18 protein-coding genes and 1 pseudogene are annotated in these 17,977 nt (G+C 73.0%); 12 read left to right on the top strand and 7 right to left on the bottom strand.

The features are described from left to right. Positions 1–3: 3 nt before the first annotated feature. A complete protein-coding gene (locus G408_RS0102115; RefSeq protein WP_028769743.1) occupies positions 4–786 on the bottom strand; it encodes an enoyl-CoA hydratase/isomerase family protein in 783 nt (260 codons plus the stop codon). Between the two features lie 162 nt (positions 787–948). Between G408_RS0102115 and G408_RS0102110 the strand changes: the two genes are divergently transcribed. From G408_RS0102110 to G408_RS0102095, 3 genes and pseudogenes are all read left to right on the top strand, one after another. Next, a complete protein-coding gene (locus G408_RS0102110) occupies positions 949–1,674 on the top strand; it encodes an FKBP-type peptidyl-prolyl cis-trans isomerase N-terminal domain-containing protein (protein ID WP_028769742.1) in 726 nt (241 codons plus the stop codon). A gap of 83 nt (positions 1,675–1,757) precedes the next feature. After that, positions 1,758–2,559, top strand: a pseudogene (locus G408_RS0102100) (NUDIX hydrolase). Positions 2,560–2,591: 32 nt separating this feature from the next. Then, on the top strand, positions 2,592–3,449 hold the full coding sequence (locus G408_RS0102095) for a sulfurtransferase (protein WP_028769739.1): 858 nt from the start codon (positions 2,592–2,594) through the stop codon (positions 3,447–3,449). A gap of 6 nt (positions 3,450–3,455) precedes the next feature. Here G408_RS0102095 and G408_RS0102090 read toward each other — a convergent pair whose 3' ends face one another. Further along, a complete protein-coding gene (locus G408_RS0102090; RefSeq protein ID WP_028769738.1) occupies positions 3,456–4,193 on the bottom strand; it encodes a DUF481 domain-containing protein in 738 nt (245 codons plus the stop codon). A gap of 377 nt (positions 4,194–4,570) precedes the next feature. On the opposite strand from G408_RS0102090, the gene serA reads away from it, so the two are divergent. Continuing rightward, on the top strand, positions 4,571–6,133 hold the full coding sequence (gene serA / locus G408_RS0102085) for a phosphoglycerate dehydrogenase (RefSeq protein WP_028769737.1): 1,563 nt from the start codon (positions 4,571–4,573) through the stop codon (positions 6,131–6,133). Then, a complete protein-coding gene (locus G408_RS0102080) occupies positions 6,133–6,783 on the top strand; it encodes a histidine phosphatase family protein (protein ID WP_028769736.1) in 651 nt (216 codons plus the stop codon). The genes serA and G408_RS0102080 overlap by 1 nt, the downstream gene beginning before the upstream one ends. A 1-nt stretch (position 6,784) precedes the next feature. Here the strand turns inward: G408_RS0102080 and G408_RS0102075 are convergent, their stop codons facing one another. Then, the gene (locus G408_RS0102075) at positions 6,785–7,390 is read right to left on the bottom strand and encodes an ATPase (RefSeq protein WP_245584241.1); all 606 of its coding nucleotides are present in this window, start codon (positions 7,388–7,390) and stop codon (positions 6,785–6,787) included. An 11-nt stretch (positions 7,391–7,401) separates the two neighbouring features. Continuing rightward, positions 7,402–7,752, bottom strand: coding sequence for a hypothetical protein (locus G408_RS15380; RefSeq protein WP_169719193.1), 351 nt, complete (start codon positions 7,750–7,752; stop codon positions 7,402–7,404). A gap of 123 nt (positions 7,753–7,875) precedes the next feature. Here G408_RS15380 and G408_RS12700 point away from each other — a divergent pair, with 123 nt between their 5' ends. Further along, positions 7,876–8,820 carry a Na/Pi cotransporter family protein gene (locus G408_RS12700; protein ID WP_051282506.1) on the top strand — a complete coding sequence of 315 codons (945 nt, stop codon included), beginning with the start codon at positions 7,876–7,878 and terminating at the stop codon, positions 8,818–8,820. 6 nt (positions 8,821–8,826) lie between these two features. On the opposite strand, the gene G408_RS12695 is transcribed toward G408_RS12700, so the two are convergent. Continuing rightward, positions 8,827–9,681, bottom strand: coding sequence for an aldo/keto reductase (locus G408_RS12695; protein ID WP_037411764.1), 855 nt, complete (start codon positions 9,679–9,681; stop codon positions 8,827–8,829). 38 nt (positions 9,682–9,719) lie between these two features. On the opposite strand from G408_RS12695, the gene folC reads away from it, so the two are divergent. The 5 genes from folC to G408_RS0102025 all read left to right on the top strand — a co-directional run bounded on the left by folC (position 9,720) and on the right by G408_RS0102025 (position 15,049). After that, the gene (gene folC / locus G408_RS0102050) at positions 9,720–10,970 is read left to right on the top strand and encodes a bifunctional tetrahydrofolate synthase/dihydrofolate synthase (RefSeq protein WP_028769734.1); all 1,251 of its coding nucleotides are present in this window, start codon (positions 9,720–9,722) and stop codon (positions 10,968–10,970) included. A 74-nt stretch (positions 10,971–11,044) separates the two neighbouring features. Next, positions 11,045–12,118, top strand: coding sequence for an SPOR domain-containing protein (locus G408_RS12690; RefSeq protein ID WP_037411762.1), 1,074 nt, complete (start codon positions 11,045–11,047; stop codon positions 12,116–12,118). After that, positions 12,115–12,735 (top strand): CvpA family protein, encoded by a 621-nt coding sequence (locus G408_RS12685; RefSeq protein ID WP_051282505.1) that lies wholly within the window; start codon positions 12,115–12,117, stop codon positions 12,733–12,735. Before G408_RS12690 ends, G408_RS12685 begins: the two co-directional genes overlap by 4 nt. Further along, positions 12,736–14,202: an amidophosphoribosyltransferase gene (purF, locus tag G408_RS0102030; RefSeq protein ID WP_028769733.1), complete on the top strand. Its 1,467-nt coding sequence runs from the start codon at positions 12,736–12,738 to the stop codon at positions 14,200–14,202. 10 nt (positions 14,203–14,212) lie between these two features. Then, the gene (locus G408_RS0102025; protein WP_028769732.1) at positions 14,213–15,049 is read left to right on the top strand and encodes a ferritin-like domain-containing protein; all 837 of its coding nucleotides are present in this window, start codon (positions 14,213–14,215) and stop codon (positions 15,047–15,049) included. A gap of 18 nt (positions 15,050–15,067) precedes the next feature. Here the strand turns inward: G408_RS0102025 and lpxH are convergent, their stop codons facing one another. Next, positions 15,068–15,790, bottom strand: a complete 723-nt coding sequence (lpxH, locus tag G408_RS0102020; protein ID WP_028769731.1) for a UDP-2,3-diacylglucosamine diphosphatase — start codon at positions 15,788–15,790, stop codon at positions 15,068–15,070. Next, positions 15,787–16,443, bottom strand: coding sequence for a peptidylprolyl isomerase (locus tag G408_RS0102015; RefSeq protein ID WP_084628017.1), 657 nt, complete (start codon positions 16,441–16,443; stop codon positions 15,787–15,789). The genes lpxH and G408_RS0102015 overlap by 4 nt, the downstream gene beginning before the upstream one ends. Before the next feature lie 115 nt (positions 16,444–16,558). Here G408_RS0102015 and gltX point away from each other — a divergent pair, with 115 nt between their 5' ends. Next, positions 16,559–17,968, top strand: a complete 1,410-nt coding sequence (gene gltX / locus G408_RS0102010) for a glutamate--tRNA ligase (RefSeq protein ID WP_028769729.1) — start codon at positions 16,559–16,561, stop codon at positions 17,966–17,968. The last annotated feature ends 9 nt before the right edge of the window (positions 17,969–17,977 follow it).

The raw sequence follows: 17,977 nt of genomic DNA, 5'->3' as shown, positions 1-17,977 counted from the left end.
CGCTCAGCGGCCGGTGAAGTTCGGCGTGCGCTTGGCGAGGAAGGCGCCGGTGCCTTCCTTCATGTCCTCGGTGGAGAAGGCGAGGGCGAAGCCCTGGGTCTCGTAGTCGAGGCCGGTGTCGATGCCGGCCTCGCCGCCCAGCAGCACGGCGTCGAGGATGCCGCGCAGGGCCTGCGGGGCGGCCCGGGCCAGCTGCTCGGCGAGGGCGAAGGTGGTGGCCTCCAGCTCGGCCGCCGGCACCACGCGGTTGACGATGCCGAGCTGCAGCGCGCGCTCGGCGCCGATGGGCGCGCCCAGCAGGCAGAGTTCCAGGGTGGCGGCGCGGCCGGCGAGGCGCAGCAGGCGCTGGGTGCCGCCGAAGCCCGGAATCAGGCCGAGGTTGATCTCGGGCTGTCCTACCTTGGCGCTGTCGGCGGCGAGGCGCAGGTGGCAGGCCATGGCGAGTTCCAGCCCGCCGCCCAGGGCGAAGCCGTTCAACATGGCGATGACCGGCTTGCCGAGGCGCTCGATGCGCGTCATCAGGGCCTGGCCGTGGCGGGAGAAATCCCGCGCCTGCACCGGCGTGAGGCCATTCATCTCGGCGATGTCGGCGCCGGCCACGAAGGCCTTCGGGCCGGCCCCGGTCAGCACCACCGCGCGCACCGAGGCCTCCCCGGCCGCCGCGGCGAAGGCCGCGTGCAGTTCGGTGAGCGTCTCGCGGTTGAGGGCGTTGAGCTTGTCGGGGCGGTTGACCGTGATGAGGCGGACGGCGCCGCGGTCTTCGGTTAGCAGGGTGTTAAACGGCATGCTCGCTCCGCGCGGGCTGTGGATAAGGGTGCGTCCGGGCCCGGAACGTCAGTGGCGATTCAGGCCCCCCGCCGCTATTCTACGTCGCCCTCGAGGCCGGCCCACGGCCTCGAACCGTTTGTGGGGCGGTGCCCCACGCCCTACGTCCCGCTGGAGACCTTGATGATCGTGCGCGTCCTTGCCGTTGCCCTTGCTGCCGCCGTCGCCACCGCCGCGACCGCGCAGGCCCCCGCCAACGCCGGTGCCCAGCAGGCTCCGCAGCAGATCCCCCAGCCCGACAAGAACACCCTGAGCTACGCGCTCGGCTTCGATGCCGGCTACTCGATCGTCAATGCCAAGGCCGACGTCGACATCAACCAGGTCATCCGCGGCCTGCAGGATGCCTACAACAAGCGCCAGCCGGCCTATCCCGAGGAGAACATGGCCCGCGCCGTGGCCTGGCTGCAGCAGAAGGTGCAGCAGGAGGCGATGGCCGAGTTCCAGAAGGCCGCCACCGAGAACAAGGCCAAGTCGGATGCCTTCCTCGCCGCCAACCGCGCCAAGCCGGGGGTGACCGTGCTGCCCTCGGGCGTGCAGTACCGGGTGATCGACGCCGGCACCGGCGCCCGTCCCACCGCTGCCAGCGAGGTGCAGCTGCACTTCCGCTACTCGCTGCACACCGGCCAGGAGCTGGCCAACACCTACGCCTCGCCGAATGCCCAGCCGGCCACCTTCAAGGTCGAGCAGTTCCCGATCGCCGGCGTGCGCGAAGTGCTGCCGCTGATGCCGGCCGGTTCGCGCTGGGAGATCTTCGTGCCCTCCGACAAGGCCTTCGGCAACGACCCGCGCTCGCCGGTGGGCCCGGGCCAGGCCCTGGTGTTCGACCTCAAGCTGGTCAACGTCAAGTAAGCGTCCCGTCGACGCCACGAGGCAGGGCGTCGCTCGCGCGGCGCCCTGTTTTCGTTTCCGTTCCCGTCCTCTTCGCTGCGCCCATGTCCACGCCCATCCTCAGCCCCTGCATCGGCATCTGCAGCCTCGACGAGGAGGGGTACTGCGAGGGCTGTTTCCGCACCGGCGAGGAGATCGCCGGCTGGGCGGCGATGAGCGAGGCCGAGCGCTGCCGCTGGATGGACGAGGTGCTGCCCGAGCGGGAAGCCCGCCGCGGTGCCTGAGGCCCTGCTGCCGCCGGAGCCCGGGCGCTGGCGCCAGGCCCTGCACCCGCTGCGGCCGGCGCCCACGATGCCGCCCTGGAACCTGCCGGCCCTGGCCGACCTGCTGCCGCCCGCGCCACTGGTGCCCGCCGCCGTGGTGGTGGGCCTGCGCCCACGGGACGGGGAGTGGCGGGTGCTGCTCACCCGCCGGCCCGAGACCCTGCGCCAGCACGCCGGGCAGGTGAGCTTCCCCGGCGGGCGCCTCGATGCCGCCGATGCCGACCCGCTGGCCGCGGCCCTGCGTGAGACCGAGGAGGAGGTGGGTCTGCCCGCCAGCGCCATCGAACCCTTAGGCTGGCTCGATCCCTTCGCCACCATCACCGGCTTCCATGTCTGGCCCCTGGTGGCCCTGCTCGATCCGGTGCAGCCCCTGCGGCCCAACGCCGCTGAAGTGGCCGAGGCCTTCGAGGTGCCGCTCGCCTTCCTGCTCGACCCGGCCAATGCCCGCGAGGTGGTGGTGGAATGGCGTGGCCAGGGCCGCCGTCTCACCGAGTTCCACTGGGGCGGGCACCGCATCTGGGGGGCGACCGCGGCGATGCTGGTGAACCTGCGCGAGCGTTTGCAGGCGGCCGGGGCCGGCTGAATACTCCGGGCCTGCTGCTACGAGGAACCGCCATGGCCGCGCCCGCCGATCCCGAGCCCGCCCCGCTGATCGACGTAGCCGGCCTGCGCGCCAGGCTGGGCGAGCCGGGGCTGCGCCTGCTCGATGCCCGGTTCGATCTTGCCGACCCCGAGGCCGGCCTGCGCGCCTTCCTTGCCGGGCATCTGCCCGGCGCCCGCTACGTGCATCTCGAGCGCGAGCTCTCCGGCCATGGCCGGCCCGCCAGCGAGGGGCGCCATCCCCTGCCTGCGCCCGACGCCTTCGCCACCACCCTGGCCCGGCTCGGCATCACCCCGGCCACGCCGGTGGTGGTCTACGACGCGGCCGGCGGCGCCCTGGCCGCGGCCCGTGCCTGGTGGCTGCTGCGCTGGATGGGACATCCGCGGGTGCAGGTGCTGGATGGCGGCTGGCAGGCCTGGTGTGCGGCCGGCGGACCGGTGGCCAGCGGGCCGGAGCCGGCGGTGGAGCCGGCGGCCGGAACGCCGCGCTGGCGCCCCGGCAGCCTGCCGGTGCTCGGAGCCGCGGCGGTGGCCGCCCTCGCCCCCGGGCAGATACTGGTCGATGCCCGGGCCCCGGAGCGCTACCGGGGGGAAGTGGAGCCGATCGACCGCCGGGCCGGGCATATCCCGGGAGCGATCAACCGCCCCTTCGCCGACAACCTCGAGGCCGGCCGCTTCAAGTCGCCGGAGCGCCTGCGTGCGGAATGGAGGGCGCTACTGCCCGCGGGCGCGCAGCCGGTGCTCTACTGCGGGTCGGGCGTGACCGCCTGCCACAACGCGCTGGCGCTCGTGCTGGCCGGATTCCCGGCGCCGGCGCTGTTCCCGCCCTCGTGGTCGGGCTGGATCGCAGACCCGGCGCACCCGGTGGCCTGAAGGGCCTCAGAAACCCAGCACCAGGTTCGTCGTGAACAGGGTGTCGGTCTTCTTCAGGGTCTCGGGCACCTCGGTGCTGTGGCGCACCTGGTAGGCCGCCTTCAGCGCCAGACGCTCGGTCATCTTCACCGTCAGCCCGAGGTCGTTCTTGAGGAAGGCCGAGCCGCCGCCGCTTTCCACCAGCAGGTCGTTGCCCAGCGTGGTGTTGGCCCCGAGGCGCTGGCTGTAGGCAAGGGTGCCACGCAGCACGGTGTCGGTTTCGGCCGGCACTGCCTCGGCCACCGGCGGCTGGCCCACCCAGCGATCGACCGGCTGCACCCGGCGCAGACCCGGGCCGGCCTCGACCATCAGGCTCAGGTCTTCGCGGTCGAAGAAGGCATAGCCAAAGCCGCCCGAGAACACCGTCTGCCAGCGGAAGGCGGCGAAGTCATCGTCCTCGTGGCGCAGGGCGCCGAAGCTGTAGGCCTTCTCGCTGAAGCGATAGCCGAACTTGCTGCCGGCCTCGTACCGGTTGGCCGAGAGCGCATCGTTCGATTCGGCGCGCAGGGCCGCGGCCTCCAGGGTGTAGAACCAGCGCTCCATTTCCCGCTTGAAACGGAACTTGCCGTTCAGCGTCTCGCTGTCGGCATTGCCGCTGGCGATGGCGAGGCCGAGTTCGGCCGAACCCGACCAGCTCTTCGCTCCGGCAAGGCCGGGCAGGGCGAGCAGGGCGGCGGCGAAAAGCAGGCAGGGGCGGGCGGTCATGCAGGGTCTCCAGCGGCCGGGCAAACGCCCGAAACGCCCCAGCCTAGGCGGCGGGCGTGGAATCGGCGATGAACTGCCGGTATCGCGCCTGCAACCGTATGCAGGCCGGCGGCAGCGGGCGGGGGGTTCCACCGGCCCTGCAGGCGCGCTAGTCTCGCCCTGCTGTTCAGGACTCCCATGCGTATGACGCCCCGTTTCCTGACCGTGCAACGGCCTTTCCACCGGCCCTTCCACCGTCATCCCGCCACCGCTGTGCTGTTGCCCGTGCGCCGTCGCGGTGGCGCGTCTTCCGTGGGTTTCCGTCGATTCCTTCCCGTGCTGGCCGCTCTGGCCGGCCTGTCCGTTCCCGACGTTTTCCCCCACCCACGGAGTGCTCCATGCGCGTTCTCGCCTGCGACGGTATCCACGAAGACGGCCTGACCCTGCTGCGCGAGGCCGGCTGGTCGGTCAAGACCGCCGATGCCATCAAGGACCCCGGTACGCTTTCGCGTGCCCTTGCCGATGTGGACATCCTCATCGTCCGCTCGGCCACCAAGGTGCCGGCCGAGGCCCTGGTCCATGCCAGCCACCTCAAGGTGATCGGCCGTGCCGGCGCCGGCGTCGACACCATCGATGTCGAGGCTGCCACCGACCGCGGCATCGCGGTGATGAACGCGCCGGATGGCAATACCCTGGCCGCCGCCGAGCAGGCGCTGGCCCTGCTGTTCGCCCTGGCCCGCCACGTGCCGGCCGCCGATGCCGGGATGAAGGCCGGGCTGTGGCCGAAGAACGGCCTCACCGGCTTCGAGCTGGAGGGCAAGCGCCTCGGCGTGATCGGCCTTGGCCGCATCGGCAGCACGGTGGCGCGCAAGGCCCGCGGCATCGGCATGGAGGTGGCGGCCTACGACCCCTTCCTGCCGCCGGCCGCCGCCGCCAAGACCGCGGTGCCGATGATGGAGCTGGAGGCCCTGCTGGCCTGGGCCGACATCATCACCCTGCACATCCCGCGCACCCGGGAGACCACCAACCTGCTCAGTGCCGAGCGGCTGGCGAAGATGAAGCGCGGCGCCTACCTCATCAATGCCGCGCGCGGCGGCCTGGTGGACGAGGAGGCGCTGCTGCGGCTGGTGGAGGAGGGGCATCTGGCCGGCGCCGGCCTCGATACCTTCGCCACCGAGCCGCTGCCCGAGGATTCACCGCTGCGGGCCTGCAAGAAGCTGGTGCTGGCCCCGCACCTCGGCGCCAGCACCTCGGAGGCCCAGCAGGCGGTCAGCACCATCCTGGCGCGGCAGATCATCGATTTCGTCACCACCGGCGCGGTGGCGGGCTGCGTGAACCTGCCGCCGCTCTCGGCCGAGGCCGCGCGCGAGATCGGGCCCTGGATGCCGCTGATGACGGCGCTGGGCAAGCTCGCCGCGCGCCTGGTGCCGGCGCCCTCGCGGCTCGACATCACCTATGCCGGGCGCACCGAGGCGCTGGATCCCAAGCCGCTCACCCGCCTGCTCACCGCTGCCGTGCTCGGCAGCGCCTCCGGCCGGGTGACGCCGGTGAACGCGCTGGCCGAGGCCGCGGCGCGTGGCCTCACCGTGGCCGAGACGGTGGGCGGCGATGGCGATGGCTTCGACCGCCTGCTCAAGCTGCGCATCGAGGGCGCCCAGGGAGTGCGCGAGCTCGAGGCCACCCTGCACCGTGGCCCGCGCGTGGTGCGCCTCGATGGCGTGGAGCTGGATTTCGACCCGAGCGCGCACTTCCTCATCATGCGCAACGAAGACCAGCCCGGCGTGGTGGGCAAGCTCGGCACCGGGCTCGGCGAGGCCGGGGTCAACATCATCAACTTCTCGCTCGGCGCCACCGGCGGGGGGCAGGCCGTGGCGGCGATCACCGTCGATCGCGAAGTGCCCGAGGCCACGCTGGCGCGGCTGCGTGCCATTCCCGGCATCCTCAGCCTGGAGATGGTGTGATGCGCGTGCTGCTCGCCCGCCACGGGGAAACGCCGTGGAACGCCGAGGGCCGCTACCAGGGCCAGATCGACATCCCGCTCTCGCCCGTCGGCGAGAAGCAGGCGGCGCTGCTGTCGGAGCGCCTCGCCGAGGTCCGCATCACCCGCGCCGTGGCCTCGCCCCTGTCGCGGGCAAGGCGCACCGCCGAGATCGCGTTGGGGCCGGCGCGGGCCGGCCAGTTGCTGCTGGAGCCCGAGCTGATGGAGATCGCCCACGGCACCTGGGAAGGCAAGCTCGCCAGCGAGATCCGCGCCGAGGATGGCGAGCGCCTCGCCGCCTGGCGCGAGGCGCCGGAAACGGTGTTGATGCCGGGGCCCGGCGGCGAGTCGCTGCCGATGGTGCTGGAGCGGGCCTGGCGTGGTTTCACCCGCGCCTGCGAAGGGCTCGGCGACGGGGACACGCTGCTGGTGGTGGCGCATGACGCGGTGAACCGCGTGCTGCTCTGCCGCATGCTCGGCATCCCGCTGCGCCGGGTCTGGGGCTTCCGCCAGGCCCCGACCACCCTGAACCTGCTCGAGGGTCCCTCCGTCGAGGCGCTGGAGGTGGTGCGGCTCAATGACTGCGCCCACCACACCCCGCTGTTCGGCGAAGCGGTGCACCGGGCGCTGTAGCTCAGGGCAGGGCGGCGGCCACCACCGGCGCCGCCCAGCGCGGGACCTCGCGCAGGCCCTCGGGGGGCGGCCAGCGCAGGCGGCCGTCCTCGATCCGCGCCACCCGGCGCGGCGGCCGCAACGGCTCGCCCTCGGGCACCTCGGTGGAGTTGTCGAACACCTCGATCGCCACCGCGTGCGGCACCAGGCGCACGAGGTTGGCCATCGAGCGCAGCCAGCGCTCGCGGATGCGCGCGGCCGGGATGTCGTGCCCGCCGTGGCGCACCCGCAGGGCCACGCGGGCGAGATGGCGCTCGACGCTGTCGAGGCCGACGTACCAGACCAGCACGTCGTGGCTGCGGGCGGCCTCGATCAGCGTGGCGGTGACGCTGCGGCCCCCCAGCGTGGTCTCGAAGGCGAAGCTGCGCCCGAGGCGGATCGCCTCGTGCAGGCGTCGCTGCCCTTCGGCCCAGGCCTCCGCATCGGCGGCCTCGCGCGGCCGGCCGGCGGCCTGCAGGGCCCGCGACCAGTCGTCCGGGTTGAACCAGTCGAGGCCGGCTTCGCGCAGCACCTGACCGCCCAGCGAACTCTTGCCTCCGCCGTTTACTCCGGCGAGGACATAGAGCACCGGGCGCCGGCTCAGAAGCGGCTCCCTGCCGTCGGGCCGGGCTCGAAGCGGCCTTCGCGGTCGAAGGCCGCGCGCAGGCGCTGGGCCGCATCTGGGGCCGCGAGGGCCGCCAGCCGGGCATCGAACTGGCGGCTGAGGCCGTCCAGCAGGGCGCGGTCGGCGGCCTCGGCGCGGGCGACCAGGGCGGCATAGGCGGCGGGATCGAGCAGCACGGCCTCGACCCGGTCGTGGCTGGTCAACGCCAGCGCCCCGTGGGCGCGCAGCCGCGCCTTCGCCGTGGACCAGTCGCGGCGGACGGTGGTGGCCGGCAGGGGCTCGAGGCCTTCGGCCGGGCCGGCATCGCGGACCTTCAGCAGGGGCATGACACACCTTCCGAGGAGTGTGCCTGCATTCTGCGCCAGAAATGCAGAAGGCGCAAATTGCGTTGATTGCAATCCGCTGGCTGGCCCTGACGGCCCCGCCGCCGCCGCGGCTAGCATCGGCACATGGACACCCTGACCCTCACCTTCGGCATCCTCGCCGCGGTCATCCTCTTCCTCTACGGCCTGCAGGGCTTCGCCCGCGAGGTGCAGGCGCATGGCCAGGCCACCCTGCAGGCCTGGTTCGGCAAGGTCACCCGGCATCGCGTGCCGGGCTTCCTGCTGGGCGCCCTCGCCACCGCGGTGGTGCAGTCCTCCAGCGCCATCTCCTCGATCGCGGTGGCCCTGGTCGGTTCCGGCGTGATCGGCTTCCGCCAGAGCCTGCCGGTGCTGTTCGGCGCCAACGTGGGCACCACCGCCACGGCCTGGCTGGTGGCCTTCAAGCTCACCGGCCTCGGGCCCTTCTTCCTGGTGATCGGCGGCCTGCTCTCGATGCTGCCGGGGCGCATGCAGGTGGTGGGCAAGAGCCTGTTCTACTTCGGCTTCATCTTCTTCAGCCTGGGCCTGATCTCGCAGTCGCTGGCGCCGCTGCAGGCCTCGCCGGCCTTCGCCGCCTGGCTGCAGGTGGTGGAGAGCCCCTGGGCCGGGGTGCTGGCCGGCATGGTGATCACCCTCGCGGTGCAGTCCTCCAGTGTCACCACCGGGCTCATCATCGTGCTGGTGCAGCAGGGGCTGATGGGCGCCGACGTGGCGATCGCGGTGGTGATCGGCGCCAACCTCGGCTCCACCGGCACCGCCCTGCTCGCCAGCCTGCCGCTGCAGCGCGAGGCGCACCGCGCCGCGCTGGCCAACCTGCTGTTCAACGTCGGCGGGCTGCTGCTCTGGGCGCCCTTCATCCCGTGGCTGGCGCGGGCGATCACCGGGGCGATGGAAACGCCGGCGATGGCGGTGGCCATGGCCCACGTGCTGTTCAATCTCTCGACCGCCCTGCTGTTCCTCGTGCTGCTGCGGCCCTTTGCCGCGGTGGTCGACCGGCTGCTGCCGCCGCGGCCGGCCACCTCGCCGGCCTGAAGGCCATCAGGGCACGGGCCGGCCCCGCGCTACCTGCCACACGGCGTACCAGAGATCGGCCGGCAGGGGGCGCTCCACCGCGCGCACGGCGGCGGCGAGGCGCTCGGGGCGGGTGCTGCCCAGCACCACCCGGGTGCCGGGCAGGCTGGCCACCCAGCGAAGCAGCAGGCCGGCGCGGTCGAGCCCGGCCTCGGCGGCCAGCGCGTCCAGGGCCGGGCCGCGGGCCTCGTCGGCGAGCAGGGCGCCCCCGCCCAGCGGCGACCAGGCCTGCACCTCGGCCCCGAGGGCGCGGCTGGCGGCATGGCTGCCGTCCTCCAGCGCGGTCGAGGCGGCGGCGCTGAGCTCGATCTGGTGCGCGGCCACCGGCAGGTGGGCATGCACGAGGGCCAGCGCCGGAGCAGGGAAGTTGGATACGCCGAAGGCCTGCAGCCGGCCGCGGTCGCGCTCCTTTGCCACCCAGTCGGCGAGGGCGGCGGGCGCGAGGCGCGGGTCGAAGCGGTGCAGCATCAGGGTGTCGACCGAGTCGCTGCCCAGATCGCGCTGGGTCTGTTCGAAGGCCGTGGCGAGATGCGCCGGCGAGAGATCGTAGTGCTGTACGCCGCGTGGATTACCGGGGCTCGTCGGCAGCACGATGCCGAGCTTGGCGATCAGGTGCAGGCGTGGCCGCAGGCCGGGGTCGTGGGCGAGGGCGGCCCCGACCAGGGGCGTGGTGGTATGGCCGCTGTAGATGTCGGCGAGGTCGAGGGTGTCGATGCCGAGCTCCAGCGCCGCGGCGAGCAGGCGCGCCACCTCGGCGGGGGCGAGGCGGGCGCCCCACTCGCCGAAGCGCATCGAGCCGAGGATCAGGGGCGGAGGGGACATGCGGCGATAATGGCCGCCCGCACTCGCTTCGTGAACCCATGCCGCTTCCGCTCTCCGACTGGCTCCTCCGCATCCAGCAGCAGCATCCGCAGGCGATCGCCCTGGGCCTCGAGCGGGTGCGGGCGGTGGCGGATGCCCTGGGCCTTGGCCGGCCTGCGCCCTGCGTGATCACCGTGGGCGGCACCAATGGCAAGGGCAGCACGGTGGCCTTCCTCGAGGCCATCGCAAGGGCCGCCGGGCTGCGGGTGGGCACCTACACCTCGCCACACCTGTGGCGCTTCAACGAGCGCATCCGCATCGACGGCGTGGAAGCGACCGATGCGGCGATCGTCGCGGCCTTCGAGCGCATCGATGCCGCGCGCGGCGATACCCCGCTCACCTACTTCGAGTACGCCACGCTGGCGGCGCTCGAACTGTTCGGTCGCGCCGGCCTCGACCTCGTCCTGCTCGAGGTGGGCATGGGCGGGCGGCTGGATGCCACCAACCTCGTCGATGCCGACGTGGCGGTGATCACCACGGTGGACCTCGACCACATGGAATACCTCGGGCCCGACCGCGAGCGCATCGGCGAGGAGAAGGCCGGCATCCTGCGCGCCGGCCGGCCCTGCGTGCTCGGCGAGAAGGACCCGCCGAGCAGCGTGCTGCGCCGCGCCTATGCCCTGGGGGCCATCGCCATCCGCGGCCACAGCGACTACCTCATCGACCGCCACCCCGACCACTGGGTCTGGCGCGAGCCAGGCTTCGCGCTTCCCCTGCCGTACCCGGCGCTGGCCGCGCCGGCCCAGCTCGACAATGCCGCGGCGGCGGTGGCGGCCCTGCGCGCCTCGGGCCTGCCCATCGGTGAGGCAGCCTTCGCCCGCGGGGTGGCCGAGGCCCGGCTGCCGGGGCGCCTGCAGCGCCTCGGCGAGCGCCCGGAGGTGGTGGCCGACGTGGCCCACAACCCGCAGGGCGCGCGGCAGCTGGCGGCCTGGCTGGCGGCGCACCCGGCGCCGACCCGGGCGGTGTTCTCGGCGCTCGGCGACAAGGACATCGAGGGCGTCGTTGCGCCCCTGCTGCCGCACATCGTGGCCTGGCACCTCGGACCGATCACCGATGCCGGGCCGCGTGGGCTCGATGGGGCCGAACTCGAGCGCCGGGTGCGCGCCGGCGGGGCGACCGAGGTCGTGTCGCATCCCAGCCTGATGGCGGCACTGCAGGCCGCCCGCGCCGCGGCCGGCGCGGAGGGCCGGGTGCTGGTGTTCGGCAGCTTCCACACCGTGGCGGCACTCGCGGCCCCGCCTGCCGACTGAATCCCCTCGCGGGGCAGGGCGGGCCGGGGGCGGCGAACGCCTATAATCACGCGTCCCTTAAGCGCGGGTTCTCGATGGACGTCAAGCTCAAGCAGCGGTTGATCGGCGCAGTGGTGCTCGGTGCCCTTGCGGTGATCTTCGTGCCCATGATCGTGCTCGGCCCGGAGTCGAAAGGCGCCGCCGAAGCCACCCGGGTGCCGATCGAGGTGCCGCCGCAGCCGCAGGGCGAGTTCGTGACCCGCGAGATCCCGCTCGGCCCCGCCGTGCCGGTGCCGACGCCGGACGCGCAGGGCGTGAGCCGTCCCGCGGGCGATGACCCGAATGCCCTCGCCACCGTCGATGCCTCGGCCAGCGTGGCGCCGCGCGTCGATGCCCTCGATGAGGCAGCGCCGGTGGCCGTGGATGCCGCCACCGGGCAGCCGGTGGCCGGTCCGGCGGCTCCGGCGCCCGCGCCCCCGTCTTCGGGCAGCCCGGCAGCAAGGCCTGCCGAGGCCGCGACTCCGGCCCTTGCCGGGGCCGTGCCCGCGGCGCCTGCCACGCCGCCGACGCCGGTACCTGCACCGACGGCCAGCCCGGCCCCGGTGGCCGCCACGGCGCGCCCGGCACCGGCAGGCAGCTTCATGGTGGCTGCCGGCACCTTCGCCAGCGCCGCCAATGCCGAGGCCCTGGTGGCCCGCCTGGTCTCGGCCGGGCTGCCGGCCACCACCGAGCCGGCGCAGATCAACGGCCAGCCGGCCACCCGGGTCAAGGTCGGGCCCTTCGCCGACCGTGCTGCCGCCGAGGCTGCCCGGGTGCGTACCGCCGCGATCGCCGGCGCCGCGGCCTCGGTAGTGTCCGCCGATGCCCCGGCGACGCGCACGGTGTCCACGGCCCCCCGGCCGGCAGGCGAGGCGCCGCGGGCCGCGGTGGTGGACCGGGGCTTTGCCGTGCAGCTCGGCGCCTTCTCCAGCCAGGCCGATGCCCAGGCCCTGGTGGCGCGCGCCCGCGGGGCCGGCTTCGTCGCCTTCGAGCAGCGCGTGCCCACCGCCAGCGGTCCGCTCTGGCGGGTGCGCCTCGGCCCGGTGGCCGACCGGCCGGCGGCCGAGCGCCTCAAGGGCGATGCCCAAGGCCGTCTCGGCATCGCCGGCAACGTCGTTCCCCATCCGTGAACGAGGCCGATGCCCTGATCCTCGTGGTGGTGGGGCTGTCTGCCCTGCTGGGCGCGGTGCGCGGCATGCTCACCGAGGTGCTCTCCCTGCTGCTCTGGGGGGCGGCCTTCTGGCTCGCCTTCGTGGGCGGCGAGGCGCTGGCGGGCGAACTGCATGGCATCGAGTCGCCGGCCCTGCGAAGCCTGGCCGGGCATCTCGGCCTGTTCGTGCTGGTGCTGCTGGTCGGCAACATCCTCATCTGGCTGCTGCGCACCCTCGTGCACGGGGCCGGGCTCTCGGGCACCGACCGCCTGCTTGGCTTCGGCTTTGGCGTGGCCCGGGGGCTTGCCGTGGTGCTGGCCGGGGTGCTGGTGGCCGGCTTCACCCCGGCCCTGCATGGCCCGGTCTGGCAGGGCTCGGCCCTCCTGCCCCTGTTCGAAGGCCCCCGGCTCTGGCTGGCTGCGCGCCTGCCCGAGATCGAGGTGAAGGCGGCCGAGCCCGCCGCGCTCGCCGCGGCCCGGCCGGTGCTCGAGGGCGCGGTACCCAAGGCGACCTACGATTTCCTCGTTCCGGCCCCCCGGCCCGCGCCCGCGCGGGAGCCGGCGGCCCAGACCCCAGACGCTCCGGAGACCCCCTGAATGTGCGGAATCATCGGCATCGTCGGCCGCAGCGACGTGGCCGCGAGGCTCCATGACGGCCTGACGGTGCTGCAGCACCGCGGCCAGGATGCCGCCGGCATGGCCACCATCGACGGTTCGCGCTTCCGCCTGCACAAGGGCACCGGCCTGGTGGCCGACGTATTCGCCCGCAGCGGCGTGCAGGAACTCACCGGCCGCCTCGGTATCGGCCACTGCCGCTACCCCACGGCGGGCTCGGCCGGCTCCGACGAGGCCCAGCCCTTCTACACCAGCGCGCCCTACGGCATCGCGCTGGCCCACAACGGCAACCTCATCAACACCGAATCGCTGCGCCGCGAGGTGTTCGAGCAGGACCGCCGCCATGTCAACACCACCTCCGATTCCGAGGTGCTGATGCACGTGCTGGCCCATGAGCTGGCAGTGCGCGGGCCGCTCGGCCCGGAAGCGGCGCTGGCGGCGGTGGGAGCGGTGCACCGCCGTGCCCGCGGCGGGTATGCCGTGGTGGCGCTGGTGATGGGCCTCGGCCTCGTTGCCTTCCGCGACCCCAACGGCATCCGCCCGCTGGTGCTCGGCCGGCGCGAGACCCCGGAAGGCGAGGAATGGGCGCTGGCCTCGGAGTCGGTGGCGCTCGACCTGCTCGGTTTCACCCTCGTGCGCGACGTGCGTCCCGGCGAGGCCATCGTGGTCACCGAGCGCGGCGAACTGCATGCCGAGGTGGTGGCCGAACCCGGCCGCTTCGCGCCCTGCATCTTCGAGTTCGTGTACTTCGCCCGGCCCGATTCGATGATCGACACCGTCTCGGTGCACAAGGCGCGCATGCGCATGGGCCAGAAGCTCGGCGAGAAGATCCTGCGCCTCTGGCCGGAGCACGACATCGACACCGTCATCCCGATCCCCGATTCCTCCCGCGACGCGGCACTGGAACTGGCCAACACCATCGGCGTGAAGTACCGCGAGGGCTTCGTCAAGAACCGCTACGTCGGCCGTACCTTCATCATGCCGGGGCAGGCGCTGCGCACGAAGTCGGTGCGGCGCAAGCTGAACCCGATCCCGCTGGAGTTCCGCAACCGCGTGGTGCTGCTGGTGGACGATTCCATCGTGCGCGGCACCACCAGCCAGCAGATCGTGCAGATGGCGCGCGAGGCCGGGGCGAAGAAGGTCTATCTCGCCTCCGCCGCGCCGCCGGTACGCCATCCCAACATCTATGGCATCGACATGCCGGCCGCCGAGGAACTGGTGGCGCATGGCCGCAGCGAGGCGGAGATCCAGCAGTTCCTGGGCTGCGACTGGCTGGTCTACCAGGACCTGGAAGACCTCGAGGCGGCGGTGGCGGGGCCAAAGCAGCGGATCAGCGGCTTTGATACGTCCTGCTTCTCCGGCGAATACGTCACCGGGGTGGAGCCGGGCTATTTCGAGCGGCTCCGCGGCGAGCGCGGCGATGCCGCGAGGGCCGCCCGCGGCGGCTGAGGCGATGGGCATGGCGGTCAGGGCCGAAGGGCAGGGCGGGGCGCGGGAGCTTTACGCGGCCGCGGCCGAGTGCCTTGCTACGGCCGATCCGCAGGAGAAATGCGCGAAGACCCGGGCCTATGCCGCGGCCTTCTTCGAAGGCCGCCTGCCCCTCGATCCCGAGGCGCCGCCCCCCGCGCCGATCCGCTTTCCCGGCCGCCCCGAACGGCCGCGCCTCGTGCATCCCAAGCACCTGCCCAAGCGGGGGCTCGGCAGCCTTGCGGGGCGGGCGGCCTTCCTGCATGCCATCGCCCATATCGAGCTCAATGCGGTCGATCTCGCCTGGGACGCGGTGTACCGCTTCCGCGATTTTCCCCCGGGCTTCGCCGAGGACTTCGTGCGCACCGCCGACGACGAGGCCCGGCATTTCCAGCTGCTGGCCGCGCGCCTTGCCGAGCTTGGCCATGCCTACGGCGATTTCGACGCCCACAACGGCCTGTGGGAGATGGCGGAGAAGACCGCCCACAGCGCGCTGGCGCGCATGGCCCTGGTGCCGCGGGTGCTGGAAGCCCGGGGGCTCGACGTGACGCCGGGCCTGATCGCGCGCCTGCGCGACGTGGGAGACATGGAGAGCATCGCGGTGCTGGAGGTGATCCTGCGCGAGGAGGTGGCGCACGTGGCCGCCGGTTCACGCTGGTTCCGCTGGCTCTGCGAGCAGGAGGGCCGGAAGCCCTGGCCGACCTTCGCCGGCCTCGTCCGCGCCTACGGCTCGCAGGCGGTGCGCGGGCCCTTCAACCTCGAGGCCCGGCGCGCCGCCGGCTTCGACGAGGAAGAGATCGCCGCCCTGCCGGGTCTGGCCGAGGGCTGAGGCCGCCTGCGGACTTGCTCAGGCCACGCCGCCGAGGGCGAAGCCCGCGGCATCCACCCGCAGCACCGAGCCCTGTTCGTACCAGTCGCCGAGCACGATGCGCTGGCCCTCGCTGCCGTCTGGCAGGGCCACGGGGTAGACGCCCGGGCGGTGGGTATGGCCGTGGATCATCCGTCGCACGCCGTGCAGGGCCATCAGTCGTGCCACTTCCGCCGGCGTGACATCGCCGATGCTTTCCTCGCGGCCCGACTGCGCGGCGGCGCTGGCCTTCCGCGCCTGCGCGGCGAAGGCGCGGCGTGCGGCCAGCGGCTGGGCGAGGAAGCCCTGTTGCCAGGCCGGGTCGCGCACCTGGCGCCGGAAGGCCTGGTAGGCGTGGTCGTCGAGGCAGAGCAGGTCGCCGTGCAGCAGCAGGGTCGGTTCGCCGGCGAGCAGGATCACCGCCGGGTCGGGCAGCAGGGTCCAGCCGGCCTTCGCGGCGTAGTCCGGGCCGACGAGGAAATCGCGGTTGCCGCGCTGGAAGAACACCGGCACGCCGGAGTCGCGCAGCGCGCGGGTGGCCGTGGCCACCCGGGTGGCGATCTCGCCATCGTCGTCGTCGCCGATGAAGGCCTCGAACAGGTCGCCGAGCAGATACACCGCCTCGGCCCCGCGCGCCTCGGTGGCGAGGAAGCGCTCGAACAGCGCGGTGATCTGCGGGCGCTCCGGGTCGAGGTGCAGGTCGGAGAGGAAGAGCAGGCTCATGGCCTCACCTCCTCCAGCCGGCTGGCGCGCTCGATCACGACCGGCATCTTCGGCACCCGCGAGGGGAAGGGGCCGGCCGGCCCGGTCTCGACGGCCGCGATGCGGTCGAGCACCTCCATGCCTTCCACCACCTCGCCGAATACCGCGTAGCCGGCACCGGTATCGCCGGCCCCCGGCACCGGATCGAACTGCGGGTTGTCGGCAAGATTGATGAAGAACTGCAGGGTGGCCGAGCCGGCGTCGTCCGGGCGGCGTGCCGCGGCCAGGCTGCCGCGGCGGTTCGGCAGGCCATTGCCGGCCTCGTTGGGAATGGGCGCGCGCTCGGGCTTGGGCTGCAGGTCGGGCGTGTAGGCGCCGCCCTGCACCAGCACGCCGGGAATCACCCGGTGGAACACCGTGCCGTTGTAGTGGCCGGCATCGACATAGGCGAGGAAGTTGGCCACCGTCGCCGGGGCGCGCTCGGCGTCCAGGGCCAGCACGATCCGGCCGAGGCTGGTCTCGAGCGCCACCCGCAGCGGGGCCGGGCGTGGCGCCGGGGCCTCGGGAGCGGCGTCCGTGGCGGGCGGCCCGGCCGTCTGGGCCCGCAGGGCGGAGGGCAGGGGCAGGGCGGCGAGCAGGGCCGCCAGGACGAGGGCGGCGGCGGGAATACGCATCCGGGAGCCTTGGGGCAGGACAGCCCGGGGATTATGCGGTTGCCCTGGCGAAGTACACTAGCGCCCCTCCGCGCCGGCCCCGGCGCGGTTCCTGTTTCCGACGCCGCCCGCCACCATGACCTGCCGCACCCGTTTCGCTCCCAGTCCCACCGGATACCTGCACATCGGCGGGGCGCGCACCGCGCTCTACTGCTGGCTCGAGGCCCGGGCCCGCGGCGGCCAGTTCGTGCTGCGGGTGGAGGACACCGACCAGGAGCGCAGCACGCCGGAGGCGGTGCAGGCCATCCTCGAGGGCATGGCCTGGCTCGGGCTCGAGGCCGACGAAGGCCCGGTATTCCAGACCCAGCGCCTCGAGCGCTACCGCCAGGTGGCCTCGGAACTGGTGCAGGCCGGCAAGGCCTACTACGCCTACGAGACCAAGGAAGAGATCCAGGCCATGCGCGATGCCGCCATGGCCGCGGGCATCAAGCCCCGCTACTCGGGCAGGTACCGCACGGAGAACGCGCCTTACCGCGACGATCCGAACCGGGTCATCCGCTTCCGCAACCCGGAGGCGGGAAGCGTGGTGTTCCACGATGCGGTGAAGGGCCGCATCGAGTGGGCCAATGCCGAGCTCGACGACCTCGTGATCCTGCGCTCCGACGACTATCCCACCTACAACTTCGCGGTGGTGGTGGACGATCTCGACATGCGCATCACCGACGTGATCCGCGGCGACGACCACGTCAACAACACCCCGCGCCAGATCAACATCTACGAGGCCCTCGGGGCCCGGCCGCCGCGCTTTGCCCACCTGCCGATGATCCTCGGCCCCGACGGCACCAAGCTCTCGAAGCGCCACGGCGCGGTGAGCGTGATGCAGTGGCGCGACGACGGCTACCTGCCGCATGCCCTGCTGAACTATCTGGTGCGCCTCGGCTGGTCGCATGGCGACCAGGAGATCTTCTCGATCGCCGACATGATCCGCCTGTTCCGGGTGGAGGACGTGAACCACAGCGCCTCGCGCTTCGACCGCGACAAGCTCGACTGGCTGAACCAGCACTACTTCAAGACCGATGATCCGGCGGCCACCGCCGTGCACCTGGAATGGCACCTGCGCGCCCAGGGCCTCGACCCGGCGCGCGGACCGAAGCCCGCCGAAGTGGTGGTGGCCCTGGCCGAGCGCTGCAAGACCCTGAAGGAAATGGCCGAGCGCGCCCGCGTCTGGTATGCCCCGCTCGCCGCCTATGACGAGGCGGCGGTGGAGAAGCACCTGGTGGCCGCCGCCGCGGCCCCGCTTGCCGAGGCGCGCGGGCGTCTTGCCACCCAGGCCGAGTGGACCCCGGCCGCCGTGCAGCAGAGCCTCGCCGAGGCCGTGGCAGCGCTCGGCATCGGCATGGGCAAGCTGGCCCAGCCCCTGCGCGTGGCCATCACCGGCACCCAGGTCTCGCCCTCGATCGAGCACACGGTCTACCTCGCCGGCCGCGACGAGGCCCTGAGGCGCATCGATGCGGCGCTGGAAAAGATCGCCGCGCGCACGTCCTGAAGGCAGCGG

The organism is Silanimonas lenta DSM 16282, from assembly GCF_000429065.1.
Classification (GTDB): domain Bacteria; phylum Pseudomonadota; class Gammaproteobacteria; order Xanthomonadales; family Xanthomonadaceae; genus Silanimonas; species Silanimonas lenta.
This window is presented reverse-complemented; position numbering and strand designations above follow the sequence as displayed.

Excerpts from the sequence above, each read along its gene's own strand:
- G408_RS0102115 (WP_028769743.1), bottom strand. The coding sequence starts at position 786 with ATGCCGTTTAACACCCTGCTAACCGAAGACCGCGGCGCCGTCCGCCTC.
- G408_RS0102110 (WP_028769742.1), top strand. The coding sequence starts at position 949 with ATGATCGTGCGCGTCCTTGCCGTTGCCCTTGCTGCCGCCGTCGCCACC.
- G408_RS0102095 (WP_028769739.1), top strand. The coding sequence starts at position 2,592 with ATGGCCGCGCCCGCCGATCCCGAGCCCGCCCCGCTGATCGACGTAGCC.
- G408_RS0102090 (WP_028769738.1), bottom strand. The coding sequence starts at position 4,193 with ATGACCGCCCGCCCCTGCCTGCTTTTCGCCGCCGCCCTGCTCGCCCTG.
- serA (WP_028769737.1), top strand. The coding sequence starts at position 4,571 with ATGCGCGTTCTCGCCTGCGACGGTATCCACGAAGACGGCCTGACCCTG.
- G408_RS0102080 (WP_028769736.1), top strand. The coding sequence starts at position 6,133 with ATGCGCGTGCTGCTCGCCCGCCACGGGGAAACGCCGTGGAACGCCGAG.
- G408_RS15380 (WP_169719193.1), bottom strand. The coding sequence starts at position 7,752 with ATGCCCCTGCTGAAGGTCCGCGATGCCGGCCCGGCCGAAGGCCTCGAG.
- G408_RS12700 (WP_051282506.1), top strand. The coding sequence starts at position 7,876 with ATGGACACCCTGACCCTCACCTTCGGCATCCTCGCCGCGGTCATCCTC.
- G408_RS12695 (WP_037411764.1), bottom strand. The coding sequence starts at position 9,681 with ATGTCCCCTCCGCCCCTGATCCTCGGCTCGATGCGCTTCGGCGAGTGG.
- folC (WP_028769734.1), top strand. The coding sequence starts at position 9,720 with ATGCCGCTTCCGCTCTCCGACTGGCTCCTCCGCATCCAGCAGCAGCAT.
- G408_RS12690 (WP_037411762.1), top strand. The coding sequence starts at position 11,045 with ATGGACGTCAAGCTCAAGCAGCGGTTGATCGGCGCAGTGGTGCTCGGT.
- purF (WP_028769733.1), top strand. The coding sequence starts at position 12,736 with ATGTGCGGAATCATCGGCATCGTCGGCCGCAGCGACGTGGCCGCGAGG.
- G408_RS0102025 (WP_028769732.1), top strand. The coding sequence starts at position 14,213 with ATGGCGGTCAGGGCCGAAGGGCAGGGCGGGGCGCGGGAGCTTTACGCG.
- lpxH (WP_028769731.1), bottom strand. The coding sequence starts at position 15,790 with ATGAGCCTGCTCTTCCTCTCCGACCTGCACCTCGACCCGGAGCGCCCG.
- G408_RS0102015 (WP_084628017.1), bottom strand. The coding sequence starts at position 16,443 with ATGCGTATTCCCGCCGCCGCCCTCGTCCTGGCGGCCCTGCTCGCCGCC.
- gltX (WP_028769729.1), top strand. The coding sequence starts at position 16,559 with ATGACCTGCCGCACCCGTTTCGCTCCCAGTCCCACCGGATACCTGCAC.